This is a genomic window from Streptosporangium sp. NPDC000509 (assembly GCF_042898365.1).
Taxonomy (GTDB): Bacteria; Actinomycetota; Actinomycetes; order Streptosporangiales; family Streptosporangiaceae; genus Streptosporangium.
The window spans coordinates 333,899-349,023 of sequence record NZ_JBIAYX010000004.1; the positions used below are offsets into that span (position 1 = coordinate 333,899).

Below are 15,125 nucleotides of genomic sequence, written 5' to 3' on the forward strand. Positions count from 1 at the left end.
AGGTTTCTATGGCTTACCTGGTGGAAGGGGTCGGTGAACCCTCAGATCGGCCCGTACGACCTCGCCGAGCTTCTTCGTGGCGGCGCGGTTGAGGAATCCTCCGGCCACGGCGCCCGTGAGGAACGGGCCGAAGGTGGTGAGGTGGCGTCCGAGGGTGCGCATCAGCCTGTTGCGCAGGGCCGTCTTGGCCGCGGTGCCCAGGGCGACGGTCATCGTCCCCGGCGCCATGGGGTCGACGCCGCGCTGCTTGGACCAGGCCATCGCGAAGGCCATGGCGCGCTGGGAGCCGGTGCCCGGCACCTGGATCCCGTACACCTCGTGGAGTTCGGCGATGAGCTTGACCTCGATCGCGGCCACGACAAGGGTCTCGGCGACGAGCTGGGCGGGGGCGGAGAGCAGGAGAGGGGGAGCTGCGAACTCGGCGGCGGCGACGGCCCCGCCGATCGCCCCGACCGTCGTGGTTCCCTTGATCGCGGTGCGTACCAGGTCGTCGGCGAGCGCCTCGGAGGTGAGGCCGCGGTGATGCTCGGAAAGGGTCTGCAGGTCGCGGATGGGGATGCGGGGCGCCACGGCCATGAACACGTCGGTCAGCCAGCGACCCCGGTTCTCTCCCGACGCCTTGGCCCTCTTCGCCCCTCGCGACAGTGATCTCGTGAGGCGGCCGAGCAACTTTCGCCGCTCGGCCGCGTCCATGTCGCCCGGCTCGGCGAGCCTGCCGACGAGCTCGGCCACCTCTTGGTCGGATTGGCCGGTGCCGTCGGCCGCGGCCGCTCCGTGATCGGGACGGCTTTCCGGGGTCGTCCTGCGATCGGGACCGCCTTCCGGGGTCGCCTCCCGCCCGGCCTCGTCGCGGGGGGCCGCTTTGTGATCAGGCGCGCCGTCCGACTCCTCGGCCGTGGAGTCGTCCGGCGCGGCACCGCTCTGCCTGTTCTCTGACGTCATGTCTCGGAACCTCCTCAAGGCTGTCCTGGAGCCCTACCCGTACTTGGAAGAGCACACCTCGGACAGGCCATCGGAATCATCTCAAGCCGCGCATTCCCGGCATATCTGCTGGCCGTTCTTCTCAACGGCGAGTTGACTGCGGTGGTGCACCAGGAAGCAGCGCGCGCAGGTGAACTCGTCGGCCTGACGAGGAATCACCCGGAGCGAGAGTTCCTCGTTCGACAGGTCCGCGCCCGGCAGTTCGAGCGACTCGGCCAGATCGGTCTCGTCGATGTCGATACTGCCCGAGGACTTGTCGGTACGGCGGGCCTGCAGTTCCTGAAGACTGTCCTCACTGAGGTCGTCGTCGGTCTTGCGTGGGCTGTCGTAATCGGTAGCCATCGGTCTGATCCATCCCCCTCATCTATCTGTCTGCGCTGACTCGCGCGTGTGTAACGCTTGGGAGGCACGACTTGTGCCCGATCCGCCAGAGAGATTCCTGCTTCGGTACCCCGCCGGAATGGTCACTGAACCTCCCTACACGTGAGGGACGTACTGCCAATGGCCACGGTTAGCCAAATATGGCGTAAACCACAGCATCGGCGGCATGCACCACCGTGTTCGACGGCACATCCAACCACATGTACGGCGTGAACGAGACGCCCCCCGCCGGATCAACGTGACTGAAGTCGCACGGTGACCACGAGACCCCCTCCGTCCCTGGGTACGGCGGTCACGTTGCCCCCGTGGGCGCGCACGACCGCGCGCACGATGGAGAGCCCCAGACCCGCCCCCTTGTCGGAGTCGACCCGGTCGGCATTGAGCCGCCTGAACGGCTCGAAAAGGCTGTTCACCTCGTACGCGGGCACATGCGACCCCGTGTTGGCCACCTGAACAACCAACGCCCCCTCCACCATTCCCGTCCTCACCCACAGGCGTCCGGAATCAGGGAGATTGTGCTTTATCGCGTTCTCCACCAGGTTGGCCACGCACCGCTCGAGCAGCACCGGATCCCCGACGGTCTCGGCGCCCCGAAGGTCGGGGATCACCGTGACCCCGGCCTTGTCGGCCCGCGCGGCGAGCTGGTCGACGACGGTCTCGGCCACGTCCTTCATGTCCACCGGCTTGCGCACGCTCAGCTCGCGCTCGCTGCGGGCGAGCAGCAACAGGCCCTCGATCAGGCGCTCGTTGCGGGCGTTCACCTCCAGGAGCGTGCGGCCCAGCGCCTTCAGGTCACCCGACGCCTCCGGATCGCCCAGGGCGATCTCCAGGACCGTCCGGTTGATCGTCAGGGGGGTGCGCAGCTCGTGCGAGGCGTTGGCCACGAATCTTCGTTGTGTGTCGAAGGCCACATTCAACCTGGTGAGCATCGCGTCGAAGGTGTCGGCCAGCTCCTTCAGCTCGTCGTCGGGACCCTTGAGGTCGATCCGCTCGTGGGCGAGCGTGGAGCCCGACAGCTTGCGTGCCGTGGCGGTCATCTGCTGGATGGGCTTGAGCGCCCGGTCGGCGACGATGTAGCCGATGATGACGGCGAGGATGCCGACCCCCAGCAGGGCGAGCAGCGAGCGGGCCAGCAGCTCCCGCTGCGCCCCGGTGATCGCGACGTGCTGCTGCCAGTACCACTGCCGCTTGATCTCTGTCGCCAACTGCGGCCCCACAAGCCCGTCCAGGTCGGACGGGAAGGGCGGCCACGCCCCGTAGAGCGCCCAGCCCACCAGGAGGTAGATCACGGCCAGCAGCAGGGCGCCGGCCGTGAAGAACAGCACGGCGTAGGTGATGGTGAGCCGCCACCGGATGCTGATCCGGTCGATGATCGACCTCAGCCGCTCCAGCGGGGTCCTCTCCATCGGGGCGGCGCCCGCCGGGGGCGGCCCGTCCCAGGCCGGCGGGCCGGTCGGCGGCGGGGGCCCGTCCGGCTTCCGCTCTCCGGCGGGCCCGGACTCCAGCCGCTCGCTCTTCCAGGCGCCCCGCTCGGAGTGAGGACTGATCATCGGATGGGTCGGCACCGTGTCGCGGTTCTCTCCCACCGGGACGAACGTCGGGCGTTCCTCTCCCCCACCTGCCGGAGCGTTCACAGCTTGTACCCGACCCCTGGCACCGTCTCGATCACCTGGGGCTCGCCCAGTTTCTTCCTCAGCGTCATCATGGTGACGCGCACGACGTTGGTGAACGGGTCGATGTTCTCGTCCCACGCCTTGTCCAGCAGGTCCTCCTGGCTGACGACCGCGCCCTCGGCGCGCATCAGCTCCTCCAGGACCGCGAACTCCTTCTTGGTGAGCGCGACCTCCGCGCCGTCCCTGGTCACCAGCCGCTTGCCCGGATCCAGACGCACCCCGGAGCGCTCGAGCACCGGCGGCAGCGCCGGGGCGGAACGACGGCCGAGCGCCCGCACCCGCGCCACCAGCTCGACGAACACGAAGGGCTTGGCCAGATAGTCGTCGGCCCCCAGCCCCAGCCCCTCCACCTTGTCGTCGACGTCGCCGGAGGCGGTCAGCATGAGGATCCTGGAGGCGGTGCGCGAGGCCACCAGGCGACGGCAGACCTCGTCGCCGTGGACCCTGGGCAGATCCCTGTCCAGGACGATCACGTCGTAGTCGATGTAACCCGTCCGCTCCAGCGCCCCCGCACCGTCGTAGGCCACGTCCACGGCCATCGCCTCGCGCCGGAGCCCGGTCGCGATCGCGTCGGCGAGCACCCGCTCATCCTCGACCACAAGCACTCGCATGGCCTATGGCACCTCCCGTCACATTCCCAGAGCAGCCGCTGGGACGGCCTCCCCATTCTCCCCTCACCCCCCGTAAGCACACGGTAAGCCCCTCACAGGAGGGGGCACTCCATGTGATGTCGGAAACACACAGGTTTAGCGCCTGGTTCACCCTGGGTACAGCCGGTTCCAGTCTCCATAACGGTATCCTCCGTTCCCCATGAGCCCGTGAGAAAGAAGGTGAAGATGGGCGAGTTCACCGCCACAATCGAACACCGCCTCGACCAGGCATACAAGAACTTGCAGGAGGCCAGGTCCTCCGGCGACGACTACCTCGCCGACACCTTCACCGCCGAGATCGAGGATCTCCGCCGTCTGGCCACAGATAACGGCGTCCCCGTCCAGCGCTGATGGGAAGGAGCCCTCCGGCCGACCGCCGGGGGGCTCTTTCACGCCCTCGCCCGGTCCACCTCATCCGAGGGGACCGGCCCTCGCGAAGGTCAGGCGTCGCGTTCCGGGTCGAGCGGGAGCAGCAGGTCGTGCAGCTCCTCGAACAGGCCGGGGGCCGCGCACAGCAGAAGACCGGGATTGGCCGGCCTGCCCTCAAGCCCGCCGACCCTCGCCCCGGCCTCCGCGGCGATGAGGCCGCCGGCCCCGTAGTCCCAGTACTGAGGACCGCGCTCGTAGTAGCCGTCCACCCGCCCCGCCGCCACCGAACACAGGTCGGAGGCCGCCGAGCCGCCCCTGCGGATGTCGCGCACGCGCGGCAGCACGTGGCGGAGCACCTCGGCCTGCACCTCGCGCCGCCCGCTCTCGTAGCCGAACCCGGTGGCGATCAGCGCCCGATCCAGCGGCACCCCGGTGTTGCAGCTCAGCCGCTCTCCGGCCAGCCAGGCTCCCCCGCCCTTGACGGCGGTGAACACCTCGCCGCGGGGCACGACGTTCACCGCTCCCGCGATCACCTCGCCGTCCACCTCGACCGCGATGCTGACCGCCCACTCGGGCACCCCGTACAGGAAGTTGACCGTCCCGTCGATCGGGTCGACGATCCAGCGGATCCTGCCCTCGCCGGTGGCGCCGCCCTCCTCGCCGAGGATCGCGTCGTCGGGCCTGACGGTCTTGATCCTGTCTCGGATGAGCTCCTCCGAGGCCCGGTCGAGGGCGGTCACCACGTCGGTGGGGCTGGACTTGGTGACCAGCACCTCGGGCCGGGCCGGTCGCTTGGCCAGCAGCATCTCACCGGCCTCTCTGGCGATCTCCTCCGTCAGCCGCCCGAAGGTCACGGCGCTGTCCACGATCCCCTCACCACTCTCGCTCATTCGGGCGGGTCCTCCTTGACGGGACCCGCCCTCCCAATGCCCGGCCGGACGTACGGCAGTCCTCGCCGCCCCGCCGAAATCCGGGTCCATCCTCGTCGTTTTCGGCACGGCGGGCGGTGATCGCCCGCCGTGCCGGGGTCACGACGGGTTCGCGACGAGCTCAGACGGGCTCACGACAGCGACTCCGGGCGCTTCCACTCGCGCCCGAGGACATGCTGGTCGAGAAAGGCCAGAACCGTTTCATACCAGACGACCGCATTGCCCGGTTTGAGCACCCAGTGGTTCTCGTCGGGGAAGTACAGGAACTTCGACTCCACCTCCGAGCGCTGCAGGTCCCACCACAGGCGCAGCGCCTCCCCGATGGGGACCCGGTAGTCCTTGTCGCCGTGGATGACCAGCATCGGGGTGGAGATGTTCTCCAGTGACCGGTGCGGGGAGAGCTTCGCGTACAGGCCGGTGCCCGGGGAGCCGAACTCCCGCTGCCAGTACATGGACGCGTCGGTGGTCCCCGCGAACTGGTCGAGGTTCCACAGCGAGGCGTGGGTGACGATCGCCCTGAACCTGCCGGTGTGCCCGGCGACCCAGTTGGCCATGTAGCCGCCGAACGAGCCGCCCATCGCCGCGGTCCTGGTGGGATCGAGCTCGGGGAGTTCCAGGGCGGCGTCGGTGATCGCCATCAGGTCGGCGTGGGTGCGCGGACCCCAGTCGGCCCAGCCGCGCCGGATCATGTCCGGCCCGTAGCCGGTGGACAGGCACGGATCGGGCAGCAGCACGGCGTACCCGTGCTGGGCCATGATCCACGGGTTCCAGCGCCAGGACCAGTCGTTCCAGCTGCCCAGCGGGCCACCGTGGATCCACAGCAGGAGCGGTGCGGGGTTCTTCGCGGAGGCCTCCTCGGGCACCACCAGCCAGGCCCTGATCTCCGCGCCGTCGTCGGCGGTCGCGGTGACCTCGGTGAGCGTGCCCGGCAGCTCCAGGTCGGGGACGGGAGAGGTCAGCTTCTCCACGGTCCCGTCCCGCACCACCCTGACCGGGGCCGCGGGCGCGTCCACGGCCCCGCGCAGCGCGTAGACGGCGCCGTCGGGCGCGACGTTGAGCGAGCTGTAGGCGGCGTTGTCGAGGGTGAGCCGCTCCGGCGCGCTCCCGTCGGCCGGGACGCGGAAGATCGGACGGCGGCCGTGGTCGTCGGCGACCACGAACAGCGAGCGGGAGTCGGGCGCCCAGACCATGTCGGACGGCCAGAGCCCGCCGCCCGCAGGGTGGCCCTCCCCGGTGGCCAGGTCGACGATCCACAGGGTGCTCTCGGGGATCCGCTCGGTGTCGGCGTGGTTGTTCCGCACGCACGCGACCAGACGCCCGTCCGGAGAGATCCTCACCGGCCCGTCGAAGTCGTGGTCGTCGGCGGCGGCCAGGACCCGCCGGGCGCCGCCGTCGGCGGTGTCGATGGCGACCAGTTCGAAGCGGAGCTCGCCCTGCGGCATCGACACGCCCCAGGTCGTCACAACCGTGGAACCGTCCGGCGCCACGTCGCAGGCGCTGTGGCTCGACAGTGCCTTGCCCGGCTGCGGGGTGAGGTCCCTCACCCCGGTCAGCCGCTCGCCGTCGCCCAGGGTGCCAGCGAACAGCCGAGGCTCTCCGGGGCCGAGGTCGTGATCCCAGTAGCGCACCGGGTAACTCTCGTGCAGGATCGCGCTGATTCCCGCGTCCTTACGTGTCTTGCGCCGCTCGGCCTCGCCCGCCTCGTCACCGGGGAGCACGTCGGAGCAGAAGACCACGGTCCCGCCGCCGATCGCGAACCCGGCGACGCCTCCTGGCCTGGAGGCGATCTGGCGGGCCTCTCCTCCCGTCGCGGGCAGCAGCCAGAGGGCGGGAACCTCCTCGTCCGCCTCCTTCACGGTCGGGTCGGGACGGCGCGAGGCGAAGAGCAGGTCGCCCTCCGGCGTGAACTCGGCCCCGGTCTCGCCCTTGACGGATCTGGTCAGCCGGTACGGTCGGCGGCCGTCGAGAGGAATCTCCCACAGGGAGGTTCCGTAGGATCTTCCGTCGGGATTAAGCGCCTGCACCACGCTGACCAGGCGCGCTCCATCGGGGGATAGCCGCAGGGATGTCACCCGCGGCACGCCGACATAATCGCGGATGTCGTTAAATGGGGTCACGGTTTCGAACTTACCTCGGGGATCGTCTCCGAACACGCCTCCGAACATGCATCCACAAACCTTGTTGATAACGAAGTCCTCAAGGTGACCATGCAAGAGGACACCCCGGCATGCGGTTTGATAAATGCCATGGGGAATTACGACGCGCTTCTCGTCGTCTCGTTCGGGGGGCCGGAGAAACCAGATGACGTCATGCCGTTCCTGGAGAACGTGGTCAGGGGCCGGGGGATCCCGCGCGAGCGGCTGCTGGAGGTCGAGGCGCACTACCAGCGCTTCGGCGGCGCCAGCCCGATCAACCGGCAGTGCCGTGACCTGATCGCGGCCGTGAAGCCGACGATCGACCTCCCGGTCTACTGGGGCAACCGCAACTGGCATCCCTACCTGGAGGACACGCTTCGCCAGATGGCCTCGGACGGGGTGCGCAGGGCCGCGGCCTTCGTCACCGCCGCCTACAGCTCGTACTCGGCCTGCCGTCAGTACATCGACGACATCGCGCTCGCCAGGGCCGCGGTCGAGGGTGCCCCGGAGGTCGTCAAACTCCGGCACTACTTCGACCATCCCGGGTTCGTCGCGGCGATGGCCGACCACACCCGTGAGGCCCTGGACCGGCTGCCCGCCGAGCTCAGGGATCGCGCGCGGCTGGTCTTCACCGCCCACAGCATCCCGACCTCGATGGCCGCGACGGCCGGTCCCGGCGGCGGCGCGTACGAGGCGCAGCTGCGCCGGGCCGCGGAGCTGGTCACCGCCGAGGTGGGCGGCGGCAGGCAGTGGGACCTGGTCTGGCAGAGCCGGAGCGGCGCCCCGCACATCCCGTGGCTGGAACCCGACGTCTGCGACCATCTGCTCGCGGTCGACGCCCCCGCGGTCGTGCTGGTGCCGATCGGCTTCGTCTCCGACCACATGGAGGTCGTCTACGACCTCGACGTGGAGGCCGCCGAGACCGCGAAGAAGATCGGCCTGCCGCTGGTCAGGGCCACCACGGCCGGGACCCACCCGCGCTTCGTCTCGATGGTCGGAGAGCTGCTCGCCGAGCCGGAGCCCGTGGCGTGCGCGGCCACCTGCTGCCCGGCCCCGCCACGCCGCCGCGGGTAGCCACGAGGGCGGGGGCCGATCACGGAACGGCCGCCAAACCCCGAAGATCACCGGTGCGGGCGTCCACGGGACGGCCGGTGATCACGGGCGTGGACGTCCCCGGGGTCGCGGCCGGTCCCGGGCGCCTCGCCGGGGCCTCAGGGGTAGGCGGCGGCGTAGCCGCGGGAGATGCCCATGACCTTGGCAACGTACGACCAGGAGTGGTTGTAGAACCAGATGGCCTTCTCCAGCTTCTTGCCGCCCTTGCCCGCCCCGTTGGCGCACAGGTAGTTGGCCGCGCCGGGGACCGCGTCGTACGGGTTCCAGATGTCGGCGACGCTGTCGCCGTCTCCGTCCACGCCGTAGGCCTTCCAGGTGGCGGGCATGAACTGCATCGGTCCCAGCGCGCCCGCGGAGGAGGGGCCGTTGTTTCGCCCGTGTGAGCTCTCCACCTGGCCGATCGCGGCCAGGACCGTCCAGGAGAGCCCCGGGCAGACCTCGGCCGCCTTGCGGTAGAGCTCCAGGTAGCTACCCGGCCTGCCGACCGTGACCTGCCGCACCTTGCCGGTTCCCGCCGTCTTGGCGCCGGCGGCCTTCGCGTCGGGCTCGCGGGCGCTCTTCCTGGCACCGCCGACGGCGACCACCTGGGAACCCGGGCTCAGCAGCCTGCCCACCCGTGTCCTGAGGACGGCGGAGGCCTTCTCGGGGCCGTTCACGAGCAGCGCCACGCCGGGCAGCAGCCCCAGCCTGCGGCCGGTCTCCTCCCCGACGATGCCGTCCACGCCGGGCAGGCCGAACGAGGCGGAGGCCGCGGCCCGCAGCCGGGGACCGCCGTCCACCTGGTACTCCGAGCCGAGGACCAGGCCGAGGCGGCGCGCCGCCGAGTTGTCGGCGACGAGCTCCCCCTTGGCGAGGGCGTCCCAGATCCTCTGCTGGTCGGCGATGTTTTTGGGTGCCCAGGTGCGGAAGCGGGCGGGGTCGACGGCGATGAGGTTGAGCCCGACCCCGGACACCTTGACCGCCCCGCCGTCGAAGGAGTCGATCTTCTGGACGTGCTTGAGCCGGGAGATGTCCTCCTTGGTCTGCTCGGTCAGCGTCGAGGGGGAGATGACCAGCAGCCGGGGCGGGGTGAGGGTGAGATCGGAGGCGCCCGTCGCGCCCGGCTCGGGGGCGGAGACCTGTCCGCCTCCCGTCCCCTGGGAGACGGGGTCGCGCGGGGCCTGGTCGTCCCCCACGGGAACGGCCGGGGTCGCCGGGTCGGGATCCGCCGGGCTCACCGGGACCGCGGGAGGGCTCGCCACCGGCGCGATCGCCGCCAGGTCGCGGACGCGGGACTCCACCACGGCGCCTCCCGCGGAGGTGGCGGGAGCGGCGGGGCGACCGGCGTTGATCATCGCGAGGGCGACGCCGCCGAGGGCGAGGAGGGCGGTGATCGCGACCACTACTGGGACAAACAGCCGCAACCCGGGAAGACGTGACACCGCGCTCACGTTAGCTCCAACGGACCGCTCCGTGAGCCGTTGACGGAAAAAATCACTTGCCGACCGGCGGTTCCGTGCGAAATCGTCGGCATGTTCCACGCGTGAAGATCAGCAAGGGGATTATCGGTGGTCGGGCCGTACAGAGGGTTGTTCAGCATGCCCGGCGCCAAGGGGTTCGTCGTCGCCGGGTTCTTCGGGCGGATGCCCATGTCGATGCTCGGCATCGGCATCGTGCTGCTCATCAAAGAACTCACCGGCTCCTACGCGACGGCGGGCGCGGTCGCGGCCACCGTCAGCGTCTCCTTCGCCGTCGCGGCCCCGCTGTCGGGACGCCTGGTGGACAGGTTCGGCCAGGCCAGGATAGTCATCCCGTTCACGCTGGCGCACGGCGCCACGCTGACCGCGATGATGCTCTGCGCCGAGTACGGTGCTCCCCTCTGGACGCTCTTCGCCACCGGTGTCATGGTCGGCGCGACCGCGCTGTCACTCGGCTCGCTCGTGCGCGCCCGCTGGTCGCACCTGCTGGCCGGGTCGGGGAGGCTGCACACGGCGTTCTCCTTCGAGTCGGTCGCCGACGAGATCATCTTCGTCGCGGGCCCGGCGCTGGTCACCGCCCTGGCCACCATGATCAACCCGTACGCGGGCCTGGTCGTGGCTCTGACCTGCACGGTCGTGGGCACCATCGCCTTCGCCCTGCAGCGCGGCACGGAGCCGCCCGTTCGCCGCAGGGAGGCGCGCTCCGGCACCCCGATCACCATTCCCGGCGTGGCCCTGATGTCGTGCGCCTTCCTGGCGATGGGTGCGGTGTTCGGCTCGGTCGACCTGATCACGGTCGCGTTCGCCGAGGAGCGGGGTTCCCGGGCCGCGGCCGGACTGCTGCTCGCCTCGTTCGCCGGCGGGAGCCTCGTCTCCGGCCTCTGGTACGGCGCGCGGCAGTGGAGCATCCCGCTGAGCAGCAGGTTCGTCCGCTCGCTCGCGGCGTTCGCGGCCGGTATCACCCCGGTCATGCTCATCGGCGACATCAGGGTCATGGCGGGCGCGCTGTTCCTGGCCGGTCTGGCCATCTCCCCGACCGTCATCACCGGCTACAGCCTGACCGAGCAGCTGGTCCCGGCCGCCCTGCTCACCGAGGGCATGGCGTGGATCTCGACGTCGGTCGGGTTCGGCGTGGCGATCGGCGCCTGGGCGGGGGGCAGGCTCACCGACGCGTTCGGAGCCTCCAACGCCTACGGGTTCTCCTTCGCCTGCGCCCTGCTCGCCGTCGCGGTCGGCGTCGGCGGCTCCGCCTGGCTGCGAACCCCTGTCGCACAGCAGCAATCGTGAGTATCGTTCATATTCGCTGGAGAAGCACGCGAACACGAACCGGCGGCCCACCTGAGCGTGGGGGGACTCCCCCGCGAACGGGGCGTCGGCGCCCCCGGCAGGCGGGGTGCCGCCCGCCGGGCAGGAGTGAACATGGGCGAGACCTTCCGCAACTGGGCCCGCAACCAGGCCGCCACCCCCGCTGAGGTCCGGGTGCCCTCCTCCGCCGAGGAGGTCTCGCGGGCCGTGCGGGAGGCGGCCGCGGCGGGCCGCCGGGTGCGCATGACCGGCAGTGGCCACTCGTTCACCGCGGTGGCGCTCACCGACGGCCTCCTGCTGCGGCCCGGCGCGCTGACCGGGATCCGCGAGACCGGGGACGGCTGGGTGACGGCCGAGGCCGGGACGACGATCGGCGCACTCAACCGGGAGTTGCACCGGATGGGTCTCGCCCTGGCCAACATGGGCGACATCGACGCCCAGACCGTGGCCGGGGCGATCCAGACCGGCACCCACGGCACCGGCAGGGACGTCGGCGGGCTCGCCGACCAGGTGCTGGCGCTGGAGATGGTGCTCGCCGACGGCGAGACCGTCACGGTTCGCGGCGACGGCGAGGGGAAGATCCGGGGGGTGGCCGAGCGGGACCTGTTCGATGCCGCCAGGGTGGGCCTGGGCGCGCTCGGCGTGGTGACCGCGGTGACCTTCCGGGTCGAGCCGGCCTTCCTGCTGCGCAGCGTGCGGGAGCCGATGGCGCTGACCTCGATCCTCGACTCCCTGGACACGCTCGTCACCGGCAACGAGCATCTCGACTTCTTCTGGCTGCCGCACACCGACACCTGCCTGACCAAGCGCAACAACCGCAGCCCCGGACCGGCCAGGCCGCCGAGCGCGCTGAAGTACTGGCTCGACAACCACCTCATGGAGAACACCCTGTTCGGCGCGGTGTGCGGCGTCGGCGGACGCTACCCGCGCGCCATCCCCCGGCTCAACGCGCTCTCGGCCGCGACGCTCTCGGCCTCGTCCTGCGTCGACGCCTCACACAAGATCTTCACGAGCGTGCGGGAGGTGCGCTTTCTGGAGATGGAGTACGCCGTCGCGCGCGAGCACCTCGGCCAGGCCCTCCACGAGGTTCGCGACCTGCTGGAACGGCGAGACTGGAAGATCAGCTTTCCCGTCGAGGTGCGGGTCACCCCGGCCTCGGACGCCTGGCTGTCCACCGCCTACGGCAGGGACTCGGCCTATATCGCCTGCCACGTCTACCGGCCGACGCCGAACCCCGCCTACTTCGAGGGCGTCGAGGAGATCATGATCGGGCTCGGCGGCCGCCCGCACTGGGGCAAGCTGCACACCCGTGACGCGTCCTACCTGGCCGGGGTCTATCCCCGATTCGGTGACTTCCTCGCGGTACGCGACGCCCTCGACCCGGGGCGCGTCTTTTCCAACGACCATCTCGACACCGTGCTGGGGTGACCTTCCCCGGACCTCTGGTGACCGTACGGCCGTCGGCCGGGCACCGTTCCCCCCAATCGGCCGCTTCTCTCCGGCTTTCGGTAAAGGATGTCGCAAAGGCTCGCTCGAAGAGTGACGCGTCCGCGTGTCCCGTCGTTCCCCCGAGGCGTACGAGGGGCAGATTCGCAGACGCCCGCGCCGCTCGACCCCGAGGGAGTCCGCCGGAGATGACCTTCTCCCGCCGTCCATGTCAGCCGCCGCCGCGTCCCGTCGTCACGGAGCGCGACGACCGGCTCCCGCACAACACCGCGATCGCGGCATATCCCACCCGAACCGGCGGACCGGCCTCACCGCCATCTCCCGGTTCTTGGTGGAAGTCCGCAGCGGTTCCCGGAGTTATCCGTGAGAATCCCCTGAGGACCCGGAAGTCGCTGCTCCAGACCGGCGCCCTGTAATAGATGAATGGAGCAAATGTGACCGGCGTCACATCGCTGCGAGCCCCATCCAGGAAGGCGATGTTCGGACATGCCGGGTACGGTGCTGGCAGGCAACCGGCACACGCGAGAGACTCAAGGGTCCGGGGGAAGATTGAGCACGACGACGAAGGGACTCGCATGCAGGAGCTCCGACTCGTCGCGGTGAGTGAGGACGGGACCTATCTCGTGCTGGCGACAGCCGGCCGGGGTACCCGGTTCACGCTGCCCGTCGACGACCGGCTCCGTGCTGCCGTCCGCGGCAACTTCTCCCGTCTCGGCCAGTACGAGATCGAAGTGGAGAGTCCGTTGCGCCCCAAGGAGATCCAGGCCCGGATCCGTGCCGGCGAGACCGCGGAGGAGATCGCCAACACGGCGGGCATCCCGGTCGAGCGCGTGCGGTGGTTCGAGGGCCCCGTGCTCCAGGAACGTGAGTACATGGCACAGCAGGCGCAGCGCTGCGCCGTACGCCTGCCGGGCGACTCCGCTCCAGGTCCCACCCTCGGCGACCTGGTCGCCGAGCGGCTGACCCGCCGAGGCGTTCCCGCCGACGAGATCGAGTGGGATTCGGCCAAGCGGGACGACAACATGTGGCGCATCAAGCTCGGATTCGTGTGGAACGGTCACACGCGCAACGCCGAGTGGCTCTTCGACCCGCGCCGGCGTCACATAACGCCCCACGACGACGAGGCGCTGCGGCTGTCCAGCGGCGAGGACGTCGAGCCGTTCGAGGACACCACGGTCACACCGTTCGTCCCGCGCGTGGCCAAGCTCGCTCCGGTGCCGTCGCTGGCGCCGGAGCCGCTGAACCAGCCTCCGGTGGCCTTCCCCTCGGTTCTGCGGCACGAGACCCCGGCCCAGCCCCGGCCCGCCTACGCGCAGGCCGACCCCGCAGCGTCTCCGGCGTCTTCGGCGTCCCCGACACCTCAGGCGCCTCAGGCATCCCCCTCGCCCGCGGCCCCTGCCCTGCCCTCTGCGTCTCCGGCGTCTCCGGCGTCCCCGGCCGCCTACCAGCAGCCGCCCATGCCCCCGCTCCCCGCGGGATACGAGGCTCCAAGGGTGACGGTGCCGCCGCTACGCGCCCCCGACCCCGCCGGATACCAGCAGGAAAGAGCGCCGGAGCCCGCGGCCCAGGACTCCGGTCCCGTCACGCGGGTCAAGCCTCCCGAGCCCGTGCTGCCCGAACCTCCCGCCGCGTACCCGGCTCCGTACGAGCCGGTCGCGCCGGCTTCGTACGAGCCGCTGTCCGCTCCGGAGCCGGAGCCCTCGGCACCCGCCGTCACCTCGCAGCCCTCCGTGACGGCGTCCGAGCCGTCCACGGCGACCACGCCGGAGCAGGCGACCGCCGCACGCGGATCCGCCGCCGCGCGGGGAGACCTCCTTCCCCAGGGGCCCGAGGAGGCGATCCCGGGGCAGGACGGTACGGCCGAGCCCGCCGCGATGAGGGCCGCCGAGACCGAGCGTGCTCCCGAGACGACGAAGGAGTCGCAGGTCACGCCGCCTCCCGAGGCGGCGAAGGCTCCGGAGGCCACGAAGGCCGAAGAGCCCGAGGAGGTCGCGAAGGCTCCGGAGGCCCCCAAGAGCACCGAGAGCGCGAACCCCTCGCCCTCCGCCGCGCCGGAACCGGCCGTGACCGCTCCGGCCGCCGCCCTGTCCGACCCCGCCGACCAGCGTTCCCCCGCGACCGGCAGGGCCACCGAGCAGGTCCCCTCGGAAGCGGAGAAGGAGACCCCCGCCTCCGAACCCGTTCCCGAGACCGGAACGGCCCAGGAGGGTTCGATAGCCGTACCCGCGGCGCGCGTCAGCGTGGACAAGCGGGCCAAGACCGCGCCTGGCAAGCAGGAGACACAGGGGGACACGGGGGCGATGCAGGAGACCAAGGCCGACAAGCCCGCCGCGGAGAAGCCCGCGGAGCCGCCGAAGCCCGCACCGGCTCCGGCCCGGCCCGCCAAGAAGTCCAGGGGGCGGCGCGCGTCCGTGCCCACCTGGGACGAGATCATGTTCGGCGCCCGCCGCCAGGACTGAACCGCACCGCGCCGAGGCGGGGGTGACCGGGGTTCCCGGTCACCCCCGCCTCGTCGTCGCAGGCCCTGGACCCGAGGGGCCGTCCACCTCGGCGACGACCTGGGAGGCCGGATGCGTGCGGCCGCCCCCACGACCTCGGCGACGATCGTGGACACGAGGGGTGAGGGGTCCCCGAGAGGCGGGCCTTCCGGGTTTCGGCGCCGCGAGACCCCGGCCTGCCGCAAGAA

The 15,125-nt window shown here is 70.8% G+C and carries 12 protein-coding genes; 5 read left to right on the forward strand and 7 right to left on the reverse strand.

Features of this window, described 5'->3' with window-relative positions; genetic code table 11:
• Window positions 1-6: 6 nt before the first annotated feature.
• From ACFY3D_RS10215 to ACFY3D_RS10230, 4 genes are all read right to left on the reverse strand, one after another.
• Window positions 7-942 carry a hypothetical protein gene (locus ACFY3D_RS10215; RefSeq protein WP_389977297.1) on the reverse strand — a complete coding sequence of 312 codons (936 nt, stop codon included), beginning with the start codon at window positions 940-942 and terminating at the stop codon, window positions 7-9.
• A gap of 81 nt (window positions 943-1,023) precedes the next feature.
• Entirely contained in the window at window positions 1,024-1,323 is a 300-nt protein-coding gene (locus ACFY3D_RS10220) for a DUF4193 domain-containing protein (RefSeq protein WP_030914836.1), read from the reverse strand.
• Window positions 1,324-1,595: 272 nt separating this feature from the next.
• The gene (locus tag ACFY3D_RS10225; RefSeq protein WP_389977555.1) at window positions 1,596-2,912 is read right to left on the reverse strand and encodes a sensor histidine kinase; all 1,317 of its coding nucleotides are present in this window, start codon (window positions 2,910-2,912) and stop codon (window positions 1,596-1,598) included.
• Between the two features lie 80 nt (window positions 2,913-2,992).
• Complete coding sequence (locus ACFY3D_RS10230) at window positions 2,993-3,646, reverse strand: response regulator transcription factor (protein WP_389977300.1); 654 nt, start codon at window positions 3,644-3,646, stop codon at window positions 2,993-2,995.
• Window positions 3,647-3,853: 207 nt separating this feature from the next.
• Between ACFY3D_RS10230 and ACFY3D_RS10235 the strand changes: the two genes are divergently transcribed.
• The gene (locus ACFY3D_RS10235; protein ID WP_350946858.1) at window positions 3,854-4,036 is read left to right on the forward strand and encodes a hypothetical protein; all 183 of its coding nucleotides are present in this window, start codon (window positions 3,854-3,856) and stop codon (window positions 4,034-4,036) included.
• 89 nt (window positions 4,037-4,125) lie between these two features.
• On the opposite strand, the gene ACFY3D_RS10240 is transcribed toward ACFY3D_RS10235, so the two are convergent.
• A complete protein-coding gene (locus ACFY3D_RS10240) occupies window positions 4,126-4,944 on the reverse strand; it encodes an inositol monophosphatase family protein (RefSeq protein ID WP_389977303.1) in 819 nt (272 codons plus the stop codon).
• Between the two features lie 170 nt (window positions 4,945-5,114).
• Window positions 5,115-7,148 (reverse strand): S9 family peptidase, encoded by a 2,034-nt coding sequence (locus ACFY3D_RS10245; protein WP_389977306.1) that lies wholly within the window; start codon window positions 7,146-7,148, stop codon window positions 5,115-5,117.
• An 81-nt stretch (window positions 7,149-7,229) separates the two neighbouring features.
• On the opposite strand from ACFY3D_RS10245, the gene ACFY3D_RS10250 reads away from it, so the two are divergent.
• Complete coding sequence (locus ACFY3D_RS10250; protein WP_389977309.1) at window positions 7,230-8,192, forward strand: ferrochelatase; 963 nt, start codon at window positions 7,230-7,232, stop codon at window positions 8,190-8,192.
• A 137-nt stretch (window positions 8,193-8,329) separates the two neighbouring features.
• On the opposite strand, the gene ACFY3D_RS10255 is transcribed toward ACFY3D_RS10250, so the two are convergent.
• Entirely contained in the window at window positions 8,330-9,652 is a 1,323-nt protein-coding gene (locus ACFY3D_RS10255; RefSeq protein ID WP_389977312.1) for a lytic murein transglycosylase, read from the reverse strand.
• A 126-nt stretch (window positions 9,653-9,778) separates the two neighbouring features.
• Between ACFY3D_RS10255 and ACFY3D_RS10260 the strand changes: the two genes are divergently transcribed.
• The 3 genes from ACFY3D_RS10260 to sepH all read left to right on the forward strand — a co-directional run bounded on the left by ACFY3D_RS10260 (window position 9,779) and on the right by sepH (window position 14,898).
• Entirely contained in the window at window positions 9,779-10,975 is a 1,197-nt protein-coding gene (locus ACFY3D_RS10260) for an MFS transporter (RefSeq protein ID WP_389977315.1), read from the forward strand.
• Between the two features lie 132 nt (window positions 10,976-11,107).
• The gene (locus ACFY3D_RS10265; protein WP_389977318.1) at window positions 11,108-12,421 is read left to right on the forward strand and encodes a D-arabinono-1,4-lactone oxidase; all 1,314 of its coding nucleotides are present in this window, start codon (window positions 11,108-11,110) and stop codon (window positions 12,419-12,421) included.
• Between the two features lie 593 nt (window positions 12,422-13,014).
• Window positions 13,015-14,898 (forward strand): septation protein SepH, encoded by a 1,884-nt coding sequence (sepH, locus tag ACFY3D_RS10270; protein WP_389977321.1) that lies wholly within the window; start codon window positions 13,015-13,017, stop codon window positions 14,896-14,898.
• The last annotated feature ends 227 nt before the right edge of the window (window positions 14,899-15,125 follow it).